Here is a 20,657-nt window from a genome sequence, read left to right as displayed (position 1 = left end):
CAACCGGGCAGTTATTACGTCCCGGTGGCATTTACTGGCTGTCATTACTAACTTCTCCGGTGAAGACCGGGGTAAAACGCTAAATTGTGAATTTGCCGAGGTAAGTCTGCGGACTGATGGCTTTCAGCTCTTTCTTAACTTTATCGCTCACATGCAGTCCGTCGATAAATTCAATGATCAGTTCGTGGGTTACACGGGTGTTGGTTCGGGTGAGTTCTTTCAGGGCTTCGTAAGGTTTTGGGTAGCCTTCGCGCCGGAGAATGGTCTGTATGGCTTCGGAAACCACCGCCCAGTTACATTCAAGGTCAGCTGTAATTTTATCTTCGTTGAGCAGCAGCTTACCCAGGCCTTTGGCAATAGATTTTACTGCAATAATGGTATGGGAAACCGGAACACCGATATTGCGGGTTACGGTGGAATCTGTGAGGTCGCGCTGCAACCTTGAAACCGGCAGTTTCGATGAGAGGTGCTCAAGCAGCGCGTTGGCGACACCAAGATTTCCTTCTGCATTTTCGAAGTCGATGGGGTTGACCTTGTGCGGCATGGCTGATGAGCCGACTTCCCCGGCTTTGATCTTCTGCCTGAAGTAGTCCATGGATACATAGGCCCAGATGTCCCTGCAGAGGTCGGTCAGTATGATGTTGATGCGTTTTATGGCATCGAACAGGGCGGCCATGTTGTCGTAATGCTCAATCTGAGTGGTTACTTTCTGCCTTTCCATACCCAGATGATGCCTGGTAAAGTTCTCGGCAAATGATACCCAGTCGGTTTCAGGGTAGGCTGCATAATGGGCATTCAGCCCGCCGGTAGCGCCTCCGAACTTCACGCTGAAAGGTACTGCTTTCAGTAGTTTAATCTGTTGTTTCAGCCTGTCGGTGAATACATACAATTCTTTTCCGACCGTGGTCGGGGTGGCGGGCTGGCCGTGGGTGCGGGCAAGCATGGGTACATTCTTCCAGAGTTTTGCTTTCTGGGCGAGTTTGGTAGCCAGGTCTTCATAAGCGGGCAGGATTACCTCATCGATAGCCAGTTTGAGGGCGTAAGGGCCGGCGGTGTTGTTAATGTCCTGGGAGGTAAGGCCGAAATGCAGGAATTCCTTGTATTTGCCCAGTCCCATTTTGTCAAATTTCTTTTTCAGGTAATACTCCACAGCTTTCACATCGTGGTTGGTAATGCTTTCGATTTCCTTTACTTCTGCAGCATCCTGAAAAGTGAAATCGCGGCAGAGTGCCCTGAGTTTTTCAAAATCGCTTTTGGTAACGCCGTTCAGTTGGGGCAGGGGCAGTTCGCAGAGGGCGATAAAGTATTCAACCTCAACAAATACGCGATAGTTAATCAGCGCTGCTTCTGAAAAGAAATAGGCCAGCACTTCAACCTGTTTCCTGTAACGTCCGTCAACGGGCGATATCGCATTTAAAGGTGTTAATTCCATGGCAATAACATATTAATCGGGTCAAATGTAAGCAAGCAAATTTAAAGATAGCAACTTTTTTTACTTTTTCATTCTTTTTTGAAAAGAATCTCAAATCCTTTCGTTTTTTTCCAGCATCCGGTTGATGTGACCGGCCAGTCTTTCCGGCTCACTTGTCCCTATTCTTACTTTGCGCTTGCTGTTTCTGAAACTTAGTTCCACCGCACTGAACCCGCTTACATTGTATACCTCTGTATTCAGGGTGTAATGTATGCCCCACCCATGGAAAAAGTTGTTCCTGACCGGTGCGGCACCTTCAATGGCTGATAATTTCCAGCTTTTCCGGATCAGGCCGATGCCAAAACGGATTTTTATGGTCTCATGATCTATCTTAACAGTGAGCTGGTAAAATAAAAGCATGACCAATAGCAGGACGGGTGAGAATGCTAACAGGAAAACTCCGCCTTCACCCTTCGGAATCAACAATACGGCAGAGAGGATAAATGTGACCAGGATTATAGCGAAAACTATGATGATCGTCCATCCGGTTTGCTTTGTTTCCATATCTCTTGTTTATGGTTATCGTTTGAATGATGATTTTTAGAAAAAAAACGGATCCTGCAATTTTACATACCCAGGTTTTCTCCGATGATGATTACCGTGGTTGGGGTTTGTGCCGGTTGTTTCCGGATGATGGTGTATGCCCTGCAACCCCGTTCCTCTGAACTGCAGTTATGGCAGATGCCATCGGAAGCGCAGGGAGTGTTTCTTCCAAGCCGTTTCATATTCATGGGCCCTGCAGTGCTCCTAAGCCGTTCAAATGCAGCCTGCTCGTCCCTGACAATTTTATTGATTCCGGCCACTACCAATACCTGCCCGGGCCCGAAGATCATGGCAGCCACGCGGTTACCATAACCGTCAACATTAACCAGTTCTCCTTTCAGGGTAAGTGCATTGGTGCTGCACAGAAAGATATCTGCCGTCAGTTCCCTGCGCATTTCTTCCAGTCTTTCTGATTCACTGAGGCCTGGTTTGCTATGGTCAATCAGTATAGCCCCCAGTGCTGAGGCTTTCTCGCGCATCCCAAGTGTTCTAATTGTCATTGAACCGCCAAAAGCCACTTTCATCCCTTGCTTTATCCGGTTGCAGATAAAGTCTGATGCTTCAGCTGATTTACTGAAATAAATGGCCTCAAACTGGTTTCTTTTCAGGTTCCCGATCACCCTGTCCGCAACGACTTCATTGTGCCATTCCTGATAATCATTCATTCATTTAGGATTTGATCAGCAGCAAATATAGGATGTAAGTTTAATAAATGGTGAATTCCTGCTGACATTCCGGTTTTAACCTCGATATTGACACAGTTTTTGTTGCCTGAATCAGCATAAGGCATTAATCAAATTGCCATTAAGGCTGATAGCAGAAGGCTGGTTGTGTAATGTTTACAGATATAAATGATTGCTTCGGGACAAATCATTTTTAAATAAAAAACCGGCGGATCTGCCGGTTTCATGTATTTGTGGTTGAATGCTAGCGTGCGATATTCCGGAAAACCTCCCGGATGATATCGGCATATTTGTCGTTAAAACTGACCATACACCATATCTGCAGCAGAACAATCTCTTCCCGTTTAAGGAATCTGATTGCCTTGTACAGTTCTTTCTTAAACAGATCCCTGTTGAAACTGACCTTTTGAAGGATGGTTTTTGAATATTCCAGCATGGCACAGTAGTTTTAGGTGAGACTTGGTGTTTCAGTAGTTTCAGATACTGTAACGCACGAATCGTCTGGCTTGTTTTATTGACAGGGCGTGTTTAACAATTTTTTAGTATTTGAATCAATCAGCAGGTTAACCACGGTTAACTCCGGCCTGCCGGCCAGATAATTTCAGGACTTATTACATCAGGAAAGCAGCTATTAATGCAGTGGCGATGATGATTGCGATGGATGTCCAGGTGTGTAATTTTTTCATGGCTTCCGGTATTATAATTGGTTACAGCCACAAAAATATGGGGTTGTCGGGGGACAGCACTCACGAAATCGGTGAAAGCGGAAAAATGGTGTGCGGGTCAGTAAAAAGAGAGGATGAACCGGTGAAACCGGTGATGGTTACCGGGTTGAATTCCTTCGCCCGATTTCAGTTTTCAACAGCCTCAGCTCCCGGCTGGTTTGTCCGGCGATGCTGGTATTTTCTTCGGCCCTCCTGAAAAGGTATGGCATTACATTTTTCACAGGGCCATAAGGAACATATTTTGCCACATTGAATCCGCTGTTTGCCAGGTTGAAACTGATGTGGTCACTCATGCCATAGAGCTGAGCAAACCAGAAACGGTTGTCGTTCACGGGGAGCTCCCTTTTAAGGATTTCCTGAGCCATCAGCAGGTTGCTGGTTTCGTTGTGCGAGCCACAGAACACGCTGACGATATCGCTGTTGTCGAGTGAGATTCTGATAGCTTCGTCGAATGCGGCATCGGTGGCGGCTTTGTCAGGGTGTATAGGAGAGGGGTAACCTTTTGCTTTTGCCCTTTCGCGTTCCTTCTCCATATAGGCCCCCCTGACCAGTTTTACCCCGAGAAAATAATTACCCTCCCTTGCGTTGGCAATGCTGTCCTTTAAAAACTGTATCCGGTCATGGCGGTACATCTGCAGGGTGTTGAAAACAATCGCCTTCTCCCGGTTATAACGACGCATCATTTCCTCGGTTGTATCGTCAACCAGGTGCTGATACCAGCTGTCTTCCGCATCAATCATCAGCGGAACGTCAAGTTTAAAGGCTTCGTTGCACAGCACGTTTACCCTTGAACGGAAGCGGTAGTATTCATTTTCCATTTGTCCCTCAAGAGGGCGGCCGGGTTCTGCATTGTTGAACAATTCAGGAACGGCGAATGCGGTTGGTTTGAAAACAGCGAAGGGGATGCCCGTTTCTCCGGCGGCGTTTCTGATTGATTTAAGGGTTTCGAGCAGGGTTTCCTGCATGCTTTTTTCATCGTGGCTGCCTTCAACGGAATAGTCCAATATAGAGCAGACGTTAAATTCTTTATGCCGGGCGACCGTTCCTGCACATTCTTCAAGGGTTTCCCCGCCCACAAAATGACGGTAGATGGTCGGTTTGATCAGCCAGTTTACAGGGACCTTCAGCCTGAGAGCCGTGTTGGTCATCCAGGTGGCGATTCTGACCAGCCGGGGGCTGGCCAGCGACCTGAAGAGCCAAAGGGCACGCTTGAGGTCCCTGTTTGTCTTGCTTTTAAAAGCTGTTTCAGTGTTGTTAAAGTTTAATTCCATATTTGATGGCAGCCCCGTAATATTGATTTTCAAAAATACTTAATTGACCCGATAAAAAGTGCCGGAAAATTTGAAAAAATTAAAAATTAAATATCTGCAAGGTTAATGATATCACAAAACCGGCCCTGATTTCAGGAAACTGCCATTGACAATAGATTAACTATTTGATAATGAGATGTAAAATAAGTCTGCTACCGCAATTCAGGCGTGCCTGATACGTTGGAAGTGCGCAGGGAGAAAATGGATTGTATAATCATGAATTTTACTTTACAGAAATTTGGTTTGGTCATTCATCATTTTTAACGGTCAATTGTGATTTTTTCTGGTAATTTCAGCAAAGTTGCTGTATGTTTGCATTATGGCAAAGAAGATGCAGACATTTAAGATTGCAGGCAGTCCGGTATATGTCGGACCATCGGCCCTTGAAGAGTTGCGTTACAACCTGACAACGCTTTTCGTGAACAAGGAATCTGTTTTTATCCTTGCCGATGAAAATACGGACAAGCATTGCTATCCGTTGCTTGCCGGCATGGTACCTCAGATGGAAAGGGCTTACAAAATTGTAATTCCGGCCGGAGAGGATCACAAAACCCTTGCGACCTGCGAGCAGGTGTGGAATCAGATGGCTGTTGCAGGGGCTAACAGAAAATCGTTGCTGATAAATCTTGGCGGCGGCATGGTAAGTGATCTCGGAGGCTTTGCGGCATCCGTTTTTCACAGGGGAATGGAATATGTAAATATTCCTACCACCCTGATGTCAATGATAGATGCTTCACTGGGAGGAAAAACCGGGGTAGATCTTTATTCCCTGAAAAATCAGATCGGGCTCTTTGCACCTCCTGCTGCCGTTTATGTATGGTCTGGCTTTCTGAGCACGCTGCCGCACCGTCAGTTATTATCCGGTTATGCCGAGATGATTAAACATGCCCTGATCGCTGATGCGGATTTCTGGAAAAGGCTGATCAGGATTCCCATGGCCGTGGTTTCAAGTTGGGATGATCAGATTCTTGAAGCAATCAGGATCAAAGCAGAAATTGTAAACGCTGACCCCCTTGAACAGGGCTCGCGCCGGTTGCTTAACTTCGGACACACCCTCGGGCATGCTTTTGAAACCTGGTCATTGCGCAACGATAAATCCCCGCTTACCCATGGTGAAGCAATTGCCATGGGGATGATCTGCGAAGCATATATTTCATATCGTATTGCCGGATTAAGTCATTCTGACCGCGATGAACTGGTACGGCAGATCCTCCTGAACTTCAACCATTATAAAATTCCGACAACCGCCATCGATGAACTGGTAGAGATTACCAATTACGATAAGAAAAACCAGAAAGGACGGACTATGCTGACCCTGCTCCGTAATATAGGGCATGCGGTGGAAGGTCAGCAGTGCGAGCCGGCAATCATCCGGGAAAGTCTTTTCCGTTTCACCGATTTCGGGCGGCTAACAGAATAATTTTTTTTGCCGGATGCTACGGATTATTCCGCCGGAAGTCGTCCGGCCTCTTACGGTTAAACTCCCTCTGTCGAAAAGTATAGCCAACAGGCTAATGGTTATCCGTTTTCTCGCAGACGGCAGCATTTATGGTGAAGAGCCGGATTGCGATGACACCAGGATCATGCATACACTGATCCGGCAGCTGATTACACTGCCCGGCAGCAATGAATTTAATGCAGGTGATGCCGGCACTGTTTTCAGGTTTATGTCTGCACTGATGGCGGTAACTTCAGGAACCCGCCTGCTTACCGGATCACCACGCATGCTGCAGCGTCCGGTCGGGCCGCTGGTGGACGCCCTCGCAAAACTTGGCGTCATCATAGAGTATCAGGGCAACCATGGCTTTCCTCCGATAAAAATAAGCGGTGGCAGTCTGAAGGGAGGCAGCATCAGGATCGATTCTTCCGTCAGCAGCCAGTTTGTTTCGGCCCTGATGATGATTGCCCCCTCCATGAAACAAGGCCTTGAACTGATACTTGATGGTGAAACCGTTTCGCTGCCGTATATTCAGCTTACCGCCGGGCTTATGAGGGAACATGGCATCAATGTTGAGACAGACCTGCCTTTCATCCGTATTCATCCAGGAGTATATCAGCTTGTTAATCCAGGCATTGAGGCTGACTGGTCGGCTGCGGCCTTCTGGTATGCCCTTGTGGCAATGAAACCCGGGAGCAACATCACATTTTTGGGTCTGAGGCCCGGTTCGGCCCAGGGCGACCGGGTGGTGGAAGATATGTTCAGGAATGCCGGGGTGAACTCACGCTGGAGCGGAGATAAACTCATCCTGCAGCATCAGCCGGGCGGCACAGCGAAAATCAACATCGACTTTACCGGAACTCCTGATCTGTTCCCTGCCATGGTGGCCGCCTGTGCCGGGAAAGGTTGCCGGGCGGAATTTTCCGGGCTCTCGACCCTGCGCATTAAGGAGAGCGACAGGATTGAAGCAATGCTTGAAGGCCTTGCACGCATGGGATACCATGCATACTCTCCTGCGCGGGAACGGATGGTGCTGTTACCCGGAAGGGACGCTAAGGAGCCGGATGTGATATCATCACATGCCGACCATCGTATCGCCATGGCTTTTGCAATGCTGAGCGTGCAGGCCGGTCCGGTTGTGATCGACTGCCCCGGGGTGGTTTCCAAGTCTTATCCGGCATTCTGGGATCACCTTAAAAGCGCCGGATTTACACTGGAGTCCGATTGATTATCCTGGCCAGGGAAAGATACCTTCTTTGTCGAGTATCGTTCTGCTGATGGTTACGCGGGCGTCCAGATCAGCCGTCTGCCTGATATCGATGTTCAGCGCAAAGATCCAGATTTCTTCAGGCGTTTCAACGACCCCAACATACCACCCGACTTGTTTTTGTATGCGGGCTGCCCAGCCTGTTTTTGCATATAATCTTCGGTTTCCGGATGTTTCGGCAAGCATGATCCCGGTAACCAATTGCTGATAATTTTTGTCAAATGGCAATTGACGGCTCCATAGCTTATTGAGGAATCCAATCTGTTCGTTGGCCGAGATGGCCACATCCCCATCGAGCCAGAAGCTGTCGATAAAAGGTCCGGTCTTCATGTTACCATATCTGCAGATTTGCAAAAGTGAATCCATCGCTTCCCTGCCAACACGACGGGCAACTTCCTGGTAGACCCATACTGCGGATAATCTGAATGCTTCCCTGATGCTAAGGTCGCGGTTCCATGCATCATAACCATAGTCCGTGCCGTTCCATTCGAAGACTTCATCCGCACTCCTGATGGCTCCTGTCTGAAATCCGATCAGGGTGTTCGGAATCTTGAAGGTGGATGCCGGCAGATACCTGGTGTCAGCCCTTTTTTTGTTCCATGTGTAGTATTTGTCCCTTGCAGCAGAATATAATACAAAGGTGCCGTTAACCTGATGTTTTGAAAAAATGGTATCCCATGAAGACGGATCGGGCGTTGAGGCCTCCTGTGCCTTTATTGCCATCCCTGTCAGAAGGCTGATTAGCAGAATTATCGAACAAATAAAACCAGGTTTCATGCCTTTTGTTATCAATTTATCAATGCAGTAGCTAAAGCGTTCAAAAATCAGAAAAAGTAAGCGGTTTTTTCCTTACCGGTTGTTTCTTCCGCAAATATAGCGTAGGTTTGTTAAAATTTTTCGCTACACTATGGTTGTAGATATATTTATACCCTGCTTTATTGATCAGTTTTACCCCGAGACAGGTTTCAGCATGGTAAAAGTGCTTGAAAAGGCCGGAGTTACAGTCCGATATAACAAGAATCAGACCTGTTGCGGTCAGATCGCCTTCAACAGCGGGTTTTGGGATCATGCAAAGGCTATGGGTGAGAAGTTTATCCGTGATTTTAAGGATTGCAGTCATGTTGTAGCCCCTTCAGCTTCCTGTGTGGGTATGGTGAGGAATTATTATGACGAAATGTTTTACAATTCTGCCCTGCATAATGAATACCGTACCCTGAAAAAGAATATCTATGAAATCACGGATTTTCTTGTTAATATTCTGAATGTAAAAGATACCGGTGCCACCTTTAATCATGTCGTTACCTGGCACAGCAGTTGTGCTTCTCTCCGGGAATACGGTCTTAAGGATGAGCCGGGAATCCTGCTCAGGCATGTACGCGGGCTGAAACTGGTTGAAATGGAGGATAAGGAGACCTGTTGCGGGTTTGGCGGTATGTTTTCTGTCAAAAATGAACCCGTTTCAACTGCTATGGCTGCTCATAAGGTTGAAATGGCACTTAAGACCGGGGCTGAATACATTGTATCCACCGACAGTTCCTGCCTCATGCACATGCAAGGGTATATCAGCAAACACAATATTCCGCTTAAAACCATTCACATCGTGGATATTCTGGCTTCTGGCTGGGAATTATAGTTCACTCCCGTTTAACAGTGCAGCCCATGAACCGGCGGTTTTTTCAATGGTTCCTCCGGAATCCGTTACAATCAGCAGGGGAGCCCGGGGATGTCCGGCGATGCGGCGGATTTTTGCATATTCCTTTTTACCCCGGATGCAAATATTTTCCTTATCGTTGACAGGAATGATGTCCGTTCCTTCAGCGGTCAGGGTAAGCGCCCGGTATTTGCCGTATGGCGACAGTATCAGTGACTGCATGACATTGTGTCTCATATTTTCATCCCAGATACAACCGGGAGCTGAAAGAATAATCAGTAAGCCGGCGTCATTTCCATCCGTTTGTTGATTTGTGCACCCCTTTAACTTGCTGAATGCAGGAATTTTTTTTCCGGTCAACATTTCCCGGTGCAACGAGGCATCTGTCGTGAGTGCTCCGGTAAAGCAATTATCCCTGTAACTTGTATTGTCAAGCTCTTCCGCAAGCCGGATATAACCCAGACGGGTAAATCCCCGGATAAGATAACTTTTGATGAAACCGAACATTTTCTCCGAATTGCCTGAGGCTGACAGCAGGTTAAAAGCAGCGAGCCTGAATCCGTATGCTGTGCTGTCGGGTTGGGGCCACAGGGCCGTAACAACAGAGAGGTAAGAAATGATCTCGGCTGAGAAGGCATTGGTATAGAGCAGCAGGGTATCGCTGTAATCCAGGTAGCCAAGAAACCGGCTGAAAACATAACGGTTTCGGAGCTCCTGCGACCATGCGGGATCGGGTTGGGGTTCACGGTCGATCTGAACCAGCCTTGCTGCAAAATAGTTCTCCCGCCCGTTGAGCAGCCTTTGGGTAAAGTCATTTTCCTGCTTCACCAGGCTCATTATTTCCTGTCTTGTGTTCCTGTATTGTGGGTTATCCTCAGGAAAGGACTTAAGCTGCTTATGCAATTGCCGGATACGGTATCTGCTTTTTGACCTGAATTTCAGGTATTTGTAATACAAGTCATTTTCTTCGGAAACGGTAAACCGGATGCTGTCGATCAGGTGGTCCAGGGTTGTAGAGAAACTGATATCCCCGTGATTAAAAACAAGGTCAAGAAATCGGTTGCCATTGAATATTAGACGGTATTGGCCCGGAGGCAGGGAATCATTCAAGTGAAAGGTAAAACATCCTTCGGGAGTTGTTTTTGCAGAGTCGGTTTTTATTTCAAGATCTCCGTAGAAGCGGTAAAGGTAAATTCCGGAGTTTCCGGTTCCTCCGATACAACCACTGATCGTGAATTCCCTTGCTGCGGCAGTGTATCCCGCCTGTAGCAGCATCAATAGGGTCAATAAAGAAAATAGCCTTGCCCGCATTATTCAGGGCGGGTTGTAAAGCGCCAAACCGGACCAGCGGTATAATTGCCCGCAACATCCTTTGCATAAATCTGCCAGTAATAGGTTTTTTTAAGCTCAAATCCTGCGTGGGTGGTTTGATAAACCTTTCGTCCGTTCTCCATATTGAATTCCGAAATTCCGGTCGCTGCCGGGAACATGGCCTCAGCGCTGCGGCCGGTCCAGAGGTCAAAGGTTATTTCATCGTTTTCGGGATCACTGCATGTCCACTTGAAAATTACCTCCGGTTCCATCCACGATTGCCAGTTTGGCGGGGTGATATAAGCAGGCATTGCCGGCGGCTGGTTTGACAGATCGCTGACCACTACAACCATGTGCCTGATTGAGTCTTTCATGCCCTTTGTATCACGAACCAGCATCAGCGGGAAATAAATTCCTGTGGCATTATATTGATGGGTGGATGTCTTTTCTGTTGTGAAATCCGTGTCATAAAACCCGTCATTGTCCCAGTCCCAGCATATCTGCAGCTGGCTTGCCAGGTCTTCTGCATCGGAGACACCCGTAGCATCAAATACAAATTGCGTATTGTTTTCCCCCCTTGCCGGATTCACGGTATAGCGGGCTACCGGGAGGTGATTGAGTGTGTTGTTTTCTTCTTTGATGCAACTTATAAACATCAGCGGAGAAGCAAGTAAAATAATGCAAAACAGCCGGTTGGAATATTGGTTTTTGTGCATAATTTGAGTATATTGACAGGATTATAACGTCTTTACAGACGCAAGCGTACACAAAAAAACACATTTTTTTTGAATTGTGCATTTCCGATTTACCGAATCCCCTTCACAGCTGCATCGGGAGGAGAGGAATACGGCAGATTTCATTTTTTTTATGAACTCCTGATTCCGGGTTATATTATTCTTAAATTTGCCTGTGTGCTTGCTTTTTCAGCAACTTATTGTTTACTTTCCTTTTTGTTAAATCGTTATAAACAGGTTTTTATAACGGAAACATTGATGTCATGAATTATCTTTCCTACAAGGGAAACAGGTCTGGTCTCTTTTTAACGGTTGTTTTTGCAATAGCTTTTTACGGTTACTCCTGGTCGCAGGTTCCTACCATTCAGGATTGCCTGGGGGCCATCCCGGTTTGCACCGGTTTCTATGATCAGCCACTGGTGCCGCTTGGCTCTGGAAATTATCCTGATGAAATCAACCCGAATCAAAGTTGTCCGCGCAGTTGTATGGATGGAGAGACCAATACCATTTGGTACGTGATTTCTGTCCAGACATCCGGAATGCTGCGTTTTGTAATCACTCCGGTTAACCCGAATGACGATTACGACTGGGCGGTTTATAACCTGAACGACATGGAGTGCAGCGATATATATAACAACGCGGCTTTCATGCAGGAGAGCTGTAATGCTGCCGGGGGGGCGGGTTATCACGGCTCGACCGGTATCAGCAGTCCCAATGGCGGGAGCTCACATTGTAACGGCGGCGGGCCTACCAATAAATGGAATGCCGACCTGCCCGTTGAGGGAGGAGATACCTATGTGTTATGTATAAGTAACTGGACAGCTTCTTCGTCGGCTGGTTATACCCTTGATTTTGGAGCTTCAACAGCAGGAATCTATGATGATGTTGCAGCAACCATTGCGTTTATTGATAATGAAATCGGATGTGCCGGAGCCACTTCGTTGTATTTTGGTTTTACCGAGAACCTGCGTTGTCTTTCGGTAAATCCTTCTGATTTCCTGCTTGTTGGTCCTGACGGAACCGAGCACACGGTGACCAGCGTCAACGGGGCAGGATGTCAGGCCGGTGGCGAGCAGGAGAAGTTCTTTACCATCGAGTTTTATCCGCCGATGTATGAAAACGGAGAATATGAACTGCGTTTGATCGGAAATGTGGTTGACCTCTGTTCGAATAATTCACTGCCGCACGGGAAGACCTTTGATGTTCAACTTGATCCGCTTCCAACCGTGCTGGCAGGCCCTGAGGATCAGATGGTGCCCATTGGCGGAACGGCTGTTTTTCATGTTGAAACGCTTGGAGATACCAGTTTCAGGTGGCAGTACCGGCCCAATCCGACCGCATTCTGGCAATATCTTACCGAAGTTGCCCCTTATTCCGGAACAAATACAAACACGCTGACCATCAATCCTGCTACATTTGAGCTTGGACAGTATCAGTACAGATGTCTCGTCAGCGGTGACTGCCCTCCTCTCACCATGTCGCCTGCTGCGACATTATTTGTGGGCGATGCTCTTGCAGCTTCAGCCTCTGCCAGCCCCGATGAAATCTGTTACGGAGGTTCCACCCAGCTCGAAGTAAATGCATTCGGCGGCAATATCCAGCAGCCCTACACTTACGAGTGGAGCGCACCGGACGGCTGGTCCTCAACGCTTCAGAATCCTGTAGTGGAGCCGGTTCAGACAACCACATACACGGTTATTGTGGACGACGGCTTCAATCCTGTCAGCTCACAGGTTACAGTTATAGTACATCCTTTACCGGTTGCAGATGCCGGGGCTGATATCCAGATTAATCACGGGACTTTTACCCAATTGCAGGGGAGTGCAGGGGTAGGAATGCCTCCTTTCGATTACCAGTGGCAACCGGCTGATTCGCTATGGAATCCGGCCATACAGAGCCCTGTTACCAGGAAACTGAACAACTCTACTTTGTTCAGCCTGGTTGTTACTGATGCAAATGGTTGTGTAAGCGAAGAGGATCAAATGATGGTTACTGTTGTAGGAGGCCCCCTGGCAGTTGTGCCTCAGGCAGTTCCCCCGGTTATCTGTATGGGTGATACGGTGCAATTAATCGCACTGCCCAGTGGCGGCAACTATCCGCATTATTTTTACAGCTGGAAAGTCGGTGATACGGAAATCTCAACCGGCGAAACCGTTCAGTTAACCCCTTCCGGAACTACAACCTACACATTGATCCTGAATGATTTGTTTAATACCATTGAAAGTCAGGTAACTGTTGAGGTTAATCCGCTTCCTGAAGTAAACCTGATTAAACCGGAATATTATATTCAGGGCGGGTATATTCAGGTTTGTGTTTACGATACCCTGATCCTGGATGCAGGCAACGCCGGCGCTCAGTACCTTTGGAGCAACGGATCCACGGAAAGATATCTTGAAACTAAGACCTCCGGAATAAGTTTTGACTTTCAGGAACATTCGGTGCGGGTGACCGACCCGATTACCGGATGCATCAACCATGGCGCTGCCGGGGTTGCATTTACTTTTACAGCCTGTTCCTATGGCGTTGAGGATCTGAAACCGGAGGATTTTATCATTGTGTATCCCAACCCGGCCCGCAGAAATGTAACCATAGCGCTGGACGGACCGGCCGGCTTCTTTGATGTCACCATGACCGATCTCAGCGGCCGTGTAATTATGCGCAGCGGAATCAGTAAAACCATGCCGGGTATCAGTCAAACTATGCTTGACTTGTCGGATAACAGCCCCGGAACCTATCTCCTCAGGATTACATCAAAAAGAGGTACTGTTGTCACGAAACTGGTTATTCACTAACTTTGTCCGTTATGAGAACCCATGGCCCTGAAATATTGAAGCTGATACCATTGTTCATATCGGTTATTTTTTTAATGGGCCAACCAGTCAGTGCTCAGGATGGTTATACTGCCAGGTTTGTGAACTCGGAGGATTTTTTATTGCAGGACAATGGCAGAGTTAAAACTGTTTTCTTTATTAATATTGACGATTTTCCTGATATTGAACCCGTTACCAGCCAGGCTTCTCTGATGCCTGAAACCTTTACCCTGGCTGTAGATCAGCCATCTTCCGATTTCCATCGTTTTACTCTTTCTTACATTCACCCGACTGATGCCGCTTACGTAAAGAAAATCCTGTTGTTCATCGGGATCCGGCAGATTATTATCAATGGCAAAGAGCATAATCTTGAGGACTTTAACCCTGAAGATTAATCTTCTATAACTTAAAAGGGTGTTTAATGCATAATGACCGGAGTTTTTTTCTTTTGGTGGCGTTGGTTTTTTGTTTTGATTTTCAGGTAAAATCACAAATTAATGCAGGGCCGGATGTTACCATTTGTCAGGGTGAAACGGTAACATTGTTTGCTGAGGCAGAAGGTGGCTATGGTACCGATAGCTATACCTTTGAAGTCTATCCGTATCAACCTGAGACTTATTCCGGCGGGACACCGGTGACCTTTGGCGGAAATCAGGACGACCAGATTGCCGGTCCGTTTAATATCGGGTTTCAGTTCTGCTTCTTCAACCAATATTACTCGCAATTCTACATTGGTTCCAACGGTTGGGTCGGATTTTCCTACAATTCATCCTGGACAACTTACACCTCTGCACCCATTCCCAGCACAAGCAGTACAGTGCCTAAAAACTGCATTATGGCGCCCTGGCAGGATTGGCATCCGGGCGTGACTTCAGCCTACGGTCCACCATATGTTTTTTATAAAACCATCGGCACAGCCCCAAACCGTAAACTGGTAGTTTACTGGTATGAATGTCCGATGTTCAGTTGTACCTCAACCCGCGGGTCTTTCCAGATAGTCCTGAACGAACAGAGCAGCATTGTCGAGAATCATCTCACCAACAAGCCCAACTGCCTTACATGGGCAGGTGGAACAGCTACCCAGGGTGTTCATAACAGCAATGGTTCCACAGCCTTTACAGCGACAGGACGGAATTCCACCCAATGGGTGGTTACGAACGAAAGCACCCGGTTTGTCCCAAGCGGGATCAAATGGTATACCGGTGGTTACCCGGGAGGTACCATTGTTGGATACGGGCCGGAGCTTATTGTAACGCCTTCAGTGACAACGGTATATACCGCCGTGGTAAATCTTTGCGGTGGCCAGGTTTTTTCCGATAATGTTACAGTCACTGTTATTCCCCAGGATAACGCGGGTTTTGGTTACGGATCCTCAACGCTTTGCCAGAGTGGCTTCTCAGGCAATCCTGTTACACCTTATCCCGGAGGTATTTATTTTGCCACTCCTCCCGGATTGTCGATCAATGCTTCAACCGGTAATATAAATCTGGGTGCGAGTAATCCGGGGACCTATACCATTTCTCACATCACGCAAGGTTCCTGCCCTGACACGGCAAGTATTTTACTTACAGTGGTTACCTCGCCTTCTGCCACATTTGGATATCCGCAGCCGGGTTATTGTGTCACGGCGATCAATCCGCTTCCGGTTTTTGCGCCGGGTTCTTCAGCCGGCACTTTTTCTGCAACACCACCAGGATTGGTATTTGCGAGCATCTACACCGGGGAGATCAACCTGGCGGCTTCTGCACAAGGAACTTACCAGGTTACCAATACCATTCCTCCTTCTGCTGCCTGCCCGCAGGTCGTATTTTCAACTATGGTGCAGATTTATTCAGTTCCTCCGGCCGGCGCCCCGATCCAGGGGCCAACAGCCCTCTGCGAGAATCCGCCCAATACGGTCTTCAGTACACCCCCCCTTGCCAATACAACGAGTTACCTTTGGGGAATGTCCCCTCCATCGGCCGGAACCATCCAGGGCAGCGGAACATCTGCAATGGTCAACTGGGCCGATAATTTTATAGGGACAGCTTATATTCAGGTAAGAGGTGTTAATGATTGCGGAACCGGTCCGGGTTCGCCTCCGTTGCAGGTAAATATAAACCCCTTGCCCAAGGAAACCGGAACACCGGTCGGCCCTGCGGCTTTGTGCCAGGGTGCTGGGCTTACAACCTATTTTACTTCAGGTTCCGCTTTTGCCGACCATTACGAATGGACGCTCTTGCCTTCGTCAGCCGGAATTGTTGTTGGCAATGGACAACAGATCACCCTGTCGTGGTCTGCTTCATTTTCCGGCACAGCCCAACTGGCCGTCAGGGGCGTGAATGAATGTGGTTCATCTGTATGGTCTGACCCGCTCGTGATAGAAGTAAGTCCATTGCCATCGCAGGCAATGCAGCCTCAGGGTCCGGATTTTTTCTGCTCCGGAGGAGCTACGGGCATTTACACCACTCAGATTGCACTGAATGCTTCAGGCTATAACTGGTCCATTGATCCTTCAGGTGCCGGTGTGGTTACAGGCAGCGGGAATGCGGTTTCAGTGAACTGGGATCCGGCATTTTCCGGTATCGCCAATCTCAGGGTGGCCGTTGTCAATAACTGCGGTACCGGCCCTTTTTCGCCTGCACTGCAGGTTGAGATTGCACCCGGTCCCCAGGTAAGCGCGGGGAATGATACTACGGTAATCTTTGGCGCGTCAGTTATACTGAAGGGCAGTGTTCAGGGAGGAGGCAACCCGGTGCTTTGTCACTGGGAACCTGCTTCACTGTTGCTCAACCCGGATGTGATGCGGCCCGAAACCCTGCCTCTTCAGGCAACAGTACTCTTTACATTAACATCCACCGATGCGGTAAATGGTTGTGCTGCCAGCGATGAGGTTTGGATTGAAGTAGCCGGCAGTCCTCTGACCATTTCAGCTTTTGCAGACCCGCCGGCATTATGCGCGGGAGAAGGAACCGCACTCTCGGTTCAGGCATTGGGCGGCGCAGGTTCAGGTTATCAATACAGCTGGCTGATTAACGGAGTGTTATTCAGTAACCTTCAGTATCCTTTTGTAATGCCTGATGTAAGTACTGTTTATGAAGTGGTGGTTTTCGACGGAACCTCCTCCGTTTCTGCCCAGGTAAGCGTTGAGGTCTGGCCGTTACCGGCAGCCAGTGCCGGGCAAGATATTTTTCTGCAGACAGGCAGCAGTGCCCAACTCCAGGGCAGCGCCTCACCCACGGGAAATTACAGCTTCTCCTGGTCTCCGGCCGATTCGCTGATTAACCCCTTTGTGGCCGATCCTTTAACCATCCCTCTGTATACCAGTAATCTGTTTTTTCTCACAGTCACCGATCACCATGGATGTTCAAGCCCTCCCGATCAGGTCAGCGTTATTGTTCAGGGTGGTATGCTTAATGCTTCTCCGGTTGCCAATCCCGATACCATCTGCCTTGGTTCCTCAACTACATTGCTGGCCTTGCCTTTTGGTGGAATTCAGAGCGGTTATTACTACCGGTGGTACGATGGAAATACCCTTATTTCGGAACAGTCTGAAGTGAATGTTTCACCACTGGCTTCTACAGCCTATCGTCTCGAAGTCGGAGACGGAATGTCTTTGATTGAAAGAATAGTCCCTGTAACTGTTATCAACCTGCCGGCAATCAATCTTATAGCCCCGGGTGTGCCTCATGAGGATAATACCATTCTGGCCTGCGTTTTCGATACCATCAACATTACGCTTCCTTCAGAAGAGGTTTCATTTCTCTGGTCCGATGGTTCCACCGGCAATTTTATTCAACTGTGGACATCAGGTATTACTTTTGATTTCAGGCAATTATGGGTTATTGTCACTGACCTCTCTACCGGCTGTTTTTCAAGGGCGGAGGTCAATGTGCTGTTTAACTTCATAAATTGCTCCTATGGGATTGACGAAAGCGGAGATTTTAATGATGTTGTTGTATTTCCCAATCCGGCAAGGGAAACTGTCTGTATAAGAATTTTACCTTTTGTATCAGGAGATATTCAACTCCGGTTGTATGATATCCGGGGCAGACTGCTTGCTGCGCATAATTTCAGCGGTGAAAACAGCGATCCGGCCTGTTTTGGTCTTGAAGGATTTCCTGAAGGAATGTACCTGCTGAAAATCGGCACTGACACCGGATACTTTGTTAAGAAGTTGATTATAAACAGGTAAGCCGCGATGAGTATGAAATTTCTTCTTTCATCGCAACACACTGAATGATATTCCGTCAGATCTAAATTGCTTTTGAAGAAAGGATGAAAAGATTCACTAAACTCATTGCGCTTCTTTTGGGAATTGTTGCCGGAATTGTAATCCTGCTAGCGGTATTTATCTCTCCGGTCGCTGAATACCTTATTGAAAAAAACAGCAGGGAATGGACCGGCAGAAAGATCGAAATGGACAGGCTCGTCATAAACCTGCTGAACGGAAAGGTCGGCATAAAACTGCTAAAGGTTTATGAAACAGATGATCGCGGTTTATTTGTAGCTGCCGGTAAAATCCGGATAAATACAGCCCTGTTGTCTTTTCTTACCGGTAGGAATATCGTTGAGGATGTTTTAATTGAGAATGCCATTATTCAGGTTTTGCAGAATGGTGAATCATTCAATTTTGACGACCTGATACTCAGGTTTGCTGCAGGCGATACGGTTGAGGAACCGGCTGACGGAGCGCCGGTAGCTTTTGAAGTCAGGAATATTGAAATCAGAAATAATACCTTGAATTATAAGGGTGCATCACCGCTGGTGAATATTTCAATCGAAAATCTGAATATAACCTGCCCGGTAATCTCTTCTGCCGATCCGCGTATCAGTATTTCCGCGACTTGCGCATTCAATCAGGGTGGAGATTTAACGGCAGATCTGTTTTTTAATCAGGAAACCTCTGTGTATAATCTGAAAGCGGGGATCACTGATTTTAGCCTTACCCATCTTTATCCGTACATGAAGGATTACCTGCTTGTTGAATCCCTTGAAGGTTTAGTCAGTGCCGACCTGCGGCTTGACGGCAATGCCGGAAACCCGGCTGATATTGCCGCCTCAGGGGATTTTGTTTTAAGGGAATTTTCAGTGGCTGATACCACAGGCGAAGTGATTGCATCGGTCGGAAAACTTCTTATAGATGCGGATTCCATCAACTCTGCCGGCAATGTCTATCATTTTGGTGTCATAAATATTGACAGACCTTACGTAAAATTTGCCGTTTATGATGACGGAATTAATTTCGACCGCATGCTGATAGCTGCCGAAGAAGTTGATTCAGTGAATACAGGTACGGTGCCTGTGGAGGATTATGCCAATCTTTTCAGGATGATTGCAGATTATGTTCAATTCTATACAAGCCAGTATAAAGTGAGTAATTACAAGGCCGGTAAAGTGCTGATTACCAACGGCAGGGTTGTATATACTGATTATACCCTTGAAGACAAATTTCAGTACGAGCTGGACTCCCTTTTCATCTCGTCGGAAAATCTTAATTCTTCAAGTGAACGAATAAACGTGGTCATGAAGTCTAAACTTAACCAGACCGGAATTTTTTCCGGGAATCTCAGTATTAATCCGGATGGTTATTCTGAAATGGAGATGAATTACAGTATAAAGGGCATCAGGTTGTCCGATATCAATCCATATTCTGTATATTATGTCGCCACACCATTTATCGACGGGGACCTTACTTTTGAAAATGAGATTTATATCAGGGATCACAAATTGAAAAGTGAGAACAGGTTATTTATCGAAAGGGTGGTAGCCGGGAAAAGGGTTCAGAACAATACGGCCATGAATATTCCCGTCCGGCTGGCCATATCCGTTTTAAGGGACCTGAAAGGGAATATCAGATTGTCAATCCCGGTTGAGGGCGATCTCGATGATCCTGATTATCGCTGGGGCAAGGCATTGCTTCAGGTATTGAAGAACCTGGCGATCAAGGCTGCAGTTGCTCCTTATCGCCTTGTGGCTGATATGTTCGGAGGATCAGAAGATGATTACCGTGAAATGAAGATGGAATTTCTTCAGCAGCAGCCAGACCAGGATAACCTGGTTACACTCGGCAGGATTGCTGAAGTGATATTGAATAAGCCTGAACTCAGCGTTCATTTTACACCGGGTAACAGCCGGGAGGCAGAAATAGAATTCCTGGCCACCTATATGGCAAAACAGAAATTCCTTGGGCTCGGTTTTAGTGACAGTCTGTCTCCTGAAGATGATTTGCGAATCAGGCAGATTTCAAACCGTGATCCCGGTTTTACGGCATGGCTCGGAGAGCAGTCGGGTGTCAGTGCAGCCCTTGCTTCTGTTCAGGAAAAGTCAGTTCAGCTTTCAGGAAGGGCCCATCTAGAGACAAGGATTTCAGCAATTGAAGAGGAGAGGACCCGGAATGTTAAAAACTATCTGATATCCAAAGGAATATCTGCCGACAGGATAAAAATGTCCGGTCCGTCCGCGGCAAATACCGGAAATTTCGGCCAGACTCCTTCTTTCGCAATCAGTTTTGCCGTTTCAGATGAAGAAATTGAATCTGAGTCATCAACGAAACAAATAAATTGATCTGTCCGGCCTGCTGAATTCCCTGGTATTGAAAAACGTAATTTCAACCGTTAACAGGCATTGATTCTGTGCTTTCCGGGAATATTATCTTTAGAAATCCTGCAATATATGAAACATTGTCAGGAAAAAGCACAGATCAAAGGAGCTGCCTGGTACTCCATATTGCCG

At 47.3% G+C, this 20,657-nt stretch carries 15 protein-coding genes; 7 read left to right on the top strand and 8 right to left on the bottom strand.

What is annotated here, in order from left to right:
* Positions 1-79: 79 nt before the first annotated feature.
* From purB to TBC1_RS06130, 5 genes are all read right to left on the bottom strand, one after another.
* Complete coding sequence (gene purB / locus TBC1_RS06150; protein WP_062039824.1) at positions 80-1,432, bottom strand: adenylosuccinate lyase; 1,353 nt, start codon at positions 1,430-1,432, stop codon at positions 80-82.
* 90 nt (positions 1,433-1,522) lie between these two features.
* Complete coding sequence (locus tag TBC1_RS06145; protein WP_062039822.1) at positions 1,523-1,975, bottom strand: hypothetical protein; 453 nt, start codon at positions 1,973-1,975, stop codon at positions 1,523-1,525.
* Positions 1,976-2,037: 62 nt separating this feature from the next.
* The gene (locus TBC1_RS06140; protein WP_062039820.1) at positions 2,038-2,679 is read right to left on the bottom strand and encodes a lactate utilization protein; all 642 of its coding nucleotides are present in this window, start codon (positions 2,677-2,679) and stop codon (positions 2,038-2,040) included.
* Positions 2,680-2,941: 262 nt separating this feature from the next.
* On the bottom strand, positions 2,942-3,133 hold the full coding sequence (locus tag TBC1_RS06135; protein ID WP_062039818.1) for a hypothetical protein: 192 nt from the start codon (positions 3,131-3,133) through the stop codon (positions 2,942-2,944).
* 387 nt (positions 3,134-3,520) lie between these two features.
* Positions 3,521-4,726 carry a proline dehydrogenase family protein gene (locus tag TBC1_RS06130; RefSeq protein WP_201781636.1) on the bottom strand — a complete coding sequence of 402 codons (1,206 nt, stop codon included), beginning with the start codon at positions 4,724-4,726 and terminating at the stop codon, positions 3,521-3,523.
* 325 nt (positions 4,727-5,051) lie between these two features.
* Here TBC1_RS06130 and aroB point away from each other — a divergent pair, with 325 nt between their 5' ends.
* Complete coding sequence (gene aroB, locus TBC1_RS06125) at positions 5,052-6,152, top strand: 3-dehydroquinate synthase (protein WP_062039814.1); 1,101 nt, start codon at positions 5,052-5,054, stop codon at positions 6,150-6,152.
* Between the two features lie 13 nt (positions 6,153-6,165).
* A complete protein-coding gene (locus TBC1_RS06120) occupies positions 6,166-7,398 on the top strand; it encodes a 3-phosphoshikimate 1-carboxyvinyltransferase (RefSeq protein WP_082189503.1) in 1,233 nt (410 codons plus the stop codon).
* On the opposite strand, the gene blaOXA is transcribed toward TBC1_RS06120, so the two are convergent.
* Positions 7,399-8,214 (bottom strand): class D beta-lactamase, encoded by an 816-nt coding sequence (gene blaOXA / locus TBC1_RS06115; RefSeq protein WP_062039810.1) that lies wholly within the window; start codon positions 8,212-8,214, stop codon positions 7,399-7,401.
* 130 nt (positions 8,215-8,344) lie between these two features.
* Here blaOXA and TBC1_RS06110 point away from each other — a divergent pair, with 130 nt between their 5' ends.
* Positions 8,345-9,070 carry a (Fe-S)-binding protein gene (locus tag TBC1_RS06110; protein WP_062039808.1) on the top strand — a complete coding sequence of 242 codons (726 nt, stop codon included), beginning with the start codon at positions 8,345-8,347 and terminating at the stop codon, positions 9,068-9,070.
* Here the strand turns inward: TBC1_RS06110 and TBC1_RS06105 are convergent.
* A complete protein-coding gene (locus tag TBC1_RS06105) occupies positions 9,065-10,363 on the bottom strand; it encodes a DUF4369 domain-containing protein (RefSeq protein WP_236695641.1) in 1,299 nt (432 codons plus the stop codon). The two genes, TBC1_RS06110 and TBC1_RS06105, sit on opposite strands and share 6 nt — an antisense overlap.
* Before the next feature lie 35 nt (positions 10,364-10,398).
* Positions 10,399-11,115: a PKD domain-containing protein gene (locus tag TBC1_RS06100; RefSeq protein ID WP_062039804.1), complete on the bottom strand. Its 717-nt coding sequence runs from the start codon at positions 11,113-11,115 to the stop codon at positions 10,399-10,401.
* A gap of 281 nt (positions 11,116-11,396) precedes the next feature.
* Here TBC1_RS06100 and TBC1_RS06090 point away from each other — a divergent pair, with 281 nt between their 5' ends.
* The 4 genes from TBC1_RS06090 (at position 11,397) to TBC1_RS06075 (ending at position 20,489) form a co-directional block, all read left to right on the top strand.
* On the top strand, positions 11,397-13,925 hold the full coding sequence (locus TBC1_RS06090; RefSeq protein WP_062039799.1) for a T9SS type A sorting domain-containing protein: 2,529 nt from the start codon (positions 11,397-11,399) through the stop codon (positions 13,923-13,925).
* 11 nt (positions 13,926-13,936) lie between these two features.
* Positions 13,937-14,338, top strand: a complete 402-nt coding sequence (locus TBC1_RS06085) for a hypothetical protein (protein WP_062039797.1) — start codon at positions 13,937-13,939, stop codon at positions 14,336-14,338.
* Between the two features lie 26 nt (positions 14,339-14,364).
* Positions 14,365-18,117, top strand: a complete 3,753-nt coding sequence (locus TBC1_RS06080; RefSeq protein ID WP_062039795.1) for a T9SS type A sorting domain-containing protein — start codon at positions 14,365-14,367, stop codon at positions 18,115-18,117.
* Positions 18,118-18,200: 83 nt separating this feature from the next.
* Positions 18,201-20,489 (top strand): DUF748 domain-containing protein, encoded by a 2,289-nt coding sequence (locus tag TBC1_RS06075; protein WP_082189502.1) that lies wholly within the window; start codon positions 18,201-18,203, stop codon positions 20,487-20,489.
* Positions 20,490-20,657 lie beyond the last annotated feature (168 nt).

The organism is Lentimicrobium saccharophilum, assembly GCF_001192835.1.
Lineage (GTDB): Bacteria > Bacteroidota > Bacteroidia > Bacteroidales > Lentimicrobiaceae > Lentimicrobium > Lentimicrobium saccharophilum.
This window is presented reverse-complemented; position numbering and strand designations above follow the sequence as displayed.